This window comes from Rhodoblastus sp., assembly GCF_052145335.1.
In the GTDB taxonomy this organism is placed as follows: Bacteria; Pseudomonadota; Alphaproteobacteria; order Rhizobiales; family Beijerinckiaceae; genus Rhodoblastus.
In genome coordinates this window covers 1-4,495 of sequence record NZ_JBKQOU010000049.1, presented here as the reverse complement: position 1 = coordinate 4,495, position 4,495 = coordinate 1, and the positions used below count along the sequence as shown (strand labels likewise).

The following is a 4,495-nucleotide window of genomic DNA, read 5'->3' as shown; positions in this document are numbered from 1 at the left end:
ACTTTTTCGGCGCGACGATAGGACGGCAGGCCGATCAGGCCGAAAAACCCGTACCCCGAAGCCGGCGTCAAAGCGACGTGCTGCGCGATGATGAGGTTTTCCAGCGCGCTCATGCCGGAAAACAGCCTTATGTTCTGGAAAGTGCGGGAGATCCGGGCCTTTCTGGCGATCTCGTGATCGGCCATGCGCTCGAGCAGATAAAGGTCTTCGCCGCCGTCGTTGGAGCTTTTCCGCGCCGTGGTCGTCAATTGGTCGATTCGCTCGTCGTCCAGCCCGCCTTTCGGGGAAAAGGCGATGCGGCCGACCGTCGGCTTGTAGAATCCGGTCAGGCAGTTGAACAAGGTGGTCTTGCCGGCGCCATTGGGGCCGATCAGGGCGGTGATGTCGCCGCGCCCGACGGAAAAAGACACGTCGTTGACGGCGGTGAGGCCGCCGAAGCGCATGGTGACGCGATCGACCCGCAGCAGCGGATCGTCGATCCAGGCCGGGGCGGTCATGGTTTGGCCTCCGCGGCTTTGCCGAGCAAGATGGTCGGCTGGCGGGTGGAGACCAGCCCGCGCGGCCGGAAATTCATCATCGCCACCATGGCGAGGCCAACCAGCAGCATGCGATATTGCGTCGGGTCGAAATCGGGACCGAAAATCGCCTTGAGGAAGGCCAGTTCGCGCAATAGTTCCGAAGAGCCGACGATCAAGGCGGCCGCCATGGCGACGCCCAGTTGCGAGCCCGCGCCGCCCAGCACGACAATGGCGAGAATGGTCGCGCTTTCGGTGAAGGTGAAGCTCGACGGCGACACCACGCCCTGCCTCAGCGCAAACAGGCAACCGGCAATGCCGGCGAAAAAGGCCCCGAGCGCAAAGGCGGTGAGCTTGATGTTGGCGGTGTCGAGGCCAAGCGCGCGGCAGGCGATCTCATCCTCGCGCAGCGCCTCCCAGGCGCGCCCCAGCGGCAGGCGGCGCAGGCGTATCGAGACGAAATTGGCGATCAGCGCCATCAACAACACGAGGTAATAAAGAAAGATCAGCTTGTGCACGCCGGCGAAATGCAGGCCGAAATGCGCGGCGAATCCCCGCGGTCCCGCGATGAACGGCAGGCCGAAAAAGGTGAGGCCGGGGTAGCCATAGAGTCCGGCCTCGCCGTGGGTGACGACATCCCAGTTCACCGCCACGATGCGGACCATTTCGCCAAAAGCCAGCGTCACGATGGCGAGATAATCGCCGCGCAGCCGCAGCACCGGGAAGCCGATGCAGAAGCCCCAGAGCGCGGCCAGCAGTCCGCAGACCGGCAGCAGCAGCCAGAACGACAGGCCGGTGAGCGGGGCCAGCAGGGCATAGGCGTAGGCGCCGACGCAGTAGAACGCGACATAGCCGAGATCGAGCAGGCCGGCGAGGCCGACGGTGATGTTGAGGCCCCAGCCAAGCAGGACATAGAGCAGGATCTGCACGCCAAAAGTGTCGACCCATTTCAGCGCCGCCTGCGGCCCGAGGAAGGCCAGCACAGCCAAGGGATAGGCGACGAGCGCCGCAAGTGCGGCGGGCGCCAGCCATCCGCGTTTTTTCGCGGTCGCCACCGCCGCCGGAGCCTGCGGCTTTTTCGGGCGCGACGCCCATAGCGACAGCAGGAAACGCAGGCCGAAGGCGAGGGCGCAGAAACTGAGGAACAAAGGCCAGCGGGCGGTCAGCGCCAGCATATTGCTGAAATCGGGATCGGCGCGAAAAGCGATGATCGGAAAGCTCAGGCCCGCGACGATCAGCGTCGCGATGGCGGCGTCCTTGAGCGCGTGAGAGATGGGCGAGACCGGTTCGCTCAAAACTCACACCTTCTCGACATCGGGGCGGCCCAGCAGGCCGGAGGGCATGAAGATCAAGGTGATGGCGAGGATTGAAAAGGATGCGACATCCTTGTAGTCGCTGGAGAAATACTGCCCCCACATGGTCTCTACCAGGCCGATCGCCAGCCCGCCGAGCACGGCGCCGGGCAGGGAGCCGATGCCGCCGAGCACGGCGGCGGTAAAGGCCTTCACTCCCGGCACAAAGCCATCGGAGGATTTGACCACGCCGTAATGCAGCAGGAACAGGCTGCCGGCGACGGCCGCCAGCGCCGCGCCGATGACGAAGGTCAAGGCGATGGTGCGGTTGACGTCCACCCCGAGCAGGGCCGCCATTTTGGCGTCCTGTTCGCAGGCGCGCTGCGCCCGGCCAAGCGGCGTCTTCTGCACCACGAACCAGAAGGCGGCGAGCAGGACCGCCGTCACCGCGACGATGAGGATCTGCTTGTAGGACAAGGTGACGTCATAGGCGCCGCCGCTGGTGATCGGGATGACCTTGTCGAGAAACGGCGGGATCGACTTGTTGTTCGGCCCCTGCGCCACGGTGACGAAATTGGCGAGGAAGGTCGACATGCCGATGGCGGAAATGAGCGGCGCGAGGCGGAAAGAGCCGCGCAGCCGTCTATAGGCTACGCGCTCGATGACGAAATTCCACAAGGCGGTCAGCGCCATGGCGGCGAACAGCACGATGACGAAGGCTGGTCCCTCCGCGATCCCGAAAAATTGCGTCAGCAGGAGCAAAAGCAGCAGCGCGATGAAGGCGGAGAGCATGAATACGTCGCCATGGGCGAAATTGACCATGCCGATAATGCCGAAAACCATCGTATAGCCGATGGCGATCAACCCATAGATCGACCCCAGCGTAATGCCGTTGATCAATTGTTGCAGGAAAATTTCCATCGGGAATCGGCCAAGAATCGCTTTGGGCCCGCTCGCCCTCTGGGATTCGACGCTAGCAAGCGCTGGCCAGCGCCGCAACACATGGAACGGATGAAGCGGAGGTTGCCGGGCCACCCCCCATTTTCAGCGACAAAGCTTTCCCGGCGCCGCGGGGCAGTGTAAGCAGCGCCGGGGGCCTGCAAAGGTGAAACAATAATGACGGTCAAAATATTGCTCGCGGAGAGGGATCCTATGCTCGAAGCCAAGGCTTATCGCGATGCGATGAGCGAGATCGCCTCGCCGGTGCATTTGATCGCCACCGACGGCGTCGCCGGTCTCGCCGGCATGACGGTGACGGCTCTGGCCTCGGTTTCCGACCATCCGGCGACGCTGCTGGTCTGCGTCAACATTCATTCGCCCTCGACGCGGCGGTTCATCGAAAATGGCGTGTTCAGCGTCAACTCGCTCGGCTGCGACGATCTGCCCTTGGCCGACATCTTCGCCGGGCGCACCGACGAGCATTTCGAGCAGAAATTCAAGCATGGCGTCTGGCGCAAGGGCAAGACCGGCGCACCCTTGCTGGAAAGCGCCCTTGCCAATTTCGACTGCCGCCTGGTCGATGTGAAGGATGTGTCGACGCACCACGTGCTGTTTGGCGCGGTCGAGGCCGTCTCGCGGCGCGACGAAGGCGCGAGCCTGCTCTACCACCGTCGCGGCTATACGCGAAGTGTGGAAAAAACAAAGCCTTAACCTTTCCAATCGTTGACTCTATCGATTCATGTTCGCGCAAGGGAGGCGGGGTTAGCGTCACGCAACGATGGAGTTGCGAGCCATGACCACCGCCAATCCGGCGAAAGCCTCCCTGTTCGGCCTGCATGCCCTGGACGAGCGCCTCGCGGTGATCGCGGGCTTGGCGCGGGCCGGGAAAAATCTTACCCCTTCGGAAGTTCGCCAACTGCGCCGCGCTCTGTTCGAGGACGAGGGCGTCAGCCACGAAGAGGCCGGCGCCCTGTTCGAACTGGATCGCGCGCAAAACGCTTCCTGCCTCGAATGGACCGAGTTTTTCGTTGAATGCCTGACGGATCATTTTGTTTGGCAGGCGCGCCCGACCGGCGTCCTCACCCATGAACAGGCAGAATTTCTGCTCACCGAAGCGGACAGGAAGTTTTCGCTCGCCGGTTTCGCCTTGCTCGCCAATGTCCTTGCCGATGCGGATCGCGCTCCGCAATGGTTTCTCGACGCGGTGCGGTCGCGGGCGAGGGCGCCGGCGGTGCAGGCGGCTCTGGCGGCGACGGCCTAAACCGTTTGTTGGCTGGACGCGCACGGTGACTTCCCATACAAGGCGGACCGATCCAATCGTCTGCTGGGCCTTGTCCTCCTCAAGGCTGGAAAAATCCGCTCCGGGGCCAGAATGTTCAAGAAAATACTCATCGCCAACCGTGGCGAAATCGCCTGCCGCGTCATCAAGACGGCCCGCCGGATGGGCATCAAGACCGTCGCCGTCTATTCCGACGCCGACAAGGACGCGCTTCATGTCGAAATGGCCGACGAGGCGGTGAATATTGGAGCGCCCGCAGCCTCCGAATCCTATCTGGTCATGGAAAAGATCATCGACGCCTGCAAGAAGACCGGCGCCGAGGCTGTGCATCCCGGCTATGGCTTCCTTTCGGAGCGCGCCGCCTTCGCCGAGGCGCTGAAGGCCAATGACATCGTCTTCATCGGCCCCAATGTCGGCGCCATCCAGGCGATGGGCGACAAGATCGAATCCAAGAAATTCGCCAATGCCGC

6 protein-coding genes are annotated in these 4,495 nt (G+C 63.0%); 3 read left to right on the top strand and 3 right to left on the bottom strand.

The features are described 5' to 3' along the window. The 3 genes from ACLP2E_RS03360 to ACLP2E_RS03350 form a co-directional block, all read right to left on the bottom strand. The coding region (locus ACLP2E_RS03360; RefSeq protein WP_442465148.1) for an ATP-binding cassette domain-containing protein at positions 1-497 on the bottom strand (497 nt) is incomplete at its 3' end. Continuing rightward, on the bottom strand, positions 494-1,810 hold the full coding sequence (gene livM / locus ACLP2E_RS03355; RefSeq protein ID WP_442465147.1) for a high-affinity branched-chain amino acid ABC transporter permease LivM: 1,317 nt from the start codon (positions 1,808-1,810) through the stop codon (positions 494-496). The genes ACLP2E_RS03360 and livM, both read right to left, overlap by 4 nt. Positions 1,811-1,813: 3 nt before the next feature. Further along, a complete protein-coding gene (locus ACLP2E_RS03350) occupies positions 1,814-2,728 on the bottom strand; it encodes a branched-chain amino acid ABC transporter permease (protein WP_442462985.1) in 915 nt (304 codons plus the stop codon). Positions 2,729-2,959: 231 nt separating this feature from the next. Between ACLP2E_RS03350 and ACLP2E_RS03345 the strand changes: the two genes are divergently transcribed. From ACLP2E_RS03345 to ACLP2E_RS03335, 3 genes are all read left to right on the top strand, one after another. Next, positions 2,960-3,457, top strand: coding sequence for a flavin reductase family protein (locus ACLP2E_RS03345; protein WP_442462984.1), 498 nt, complete (start codon positions 2,960-2,962; stop codon positions 3,455-3,457). A gap of 82 nt (positions 3,458-3,539) precedes the next feature. Further along, the gene (locus ACLP2E_RS03340) at positions 3,540-4,007 is read left to right on the top strand and encodes a hypothetical protein (RefSeq protein ID WP_442462983.1); all 468 of its coding nucleotides are present in this window, start codon (positions 3,540-3,542) and stop codon (positions 4,005-4,007) included. Between the two features lie 111 nt (positions 4,008-4,118). Beyond that, the coding region (locus tag ACLP2E_RS03335; protein ID WP_442465146.1) for a biotin carboxylase N-terminal domain-containing protein at positions 4,119-4,495 on the top strand (377 nt) is incomplete at its 3' end.

Coding starts and splice junctions, on each gene's coding strand:
- ACLP2E_RS03350 (WP_442462985.1), bottom strand. CDS start 2,728: ATGGAAATTTTCCTGCAACAATTGATCAACGGCATTACGCTGGGGTCG.
- ACLP2E_RS03345 (WP_442462984.1), top strand. CDS start 2,960: ATGCTCGAAGCCAAGGCTTATCGCGATGCGATGAGCGAGATCGCCTCG.
- ACLP2E_RS03340 (WP_442462983.1), top strand. CDS start 3,540: ATGACCACCGCCAATCCGGCGAAAGCCTCCCTGTTCGGCCTGCATGCC.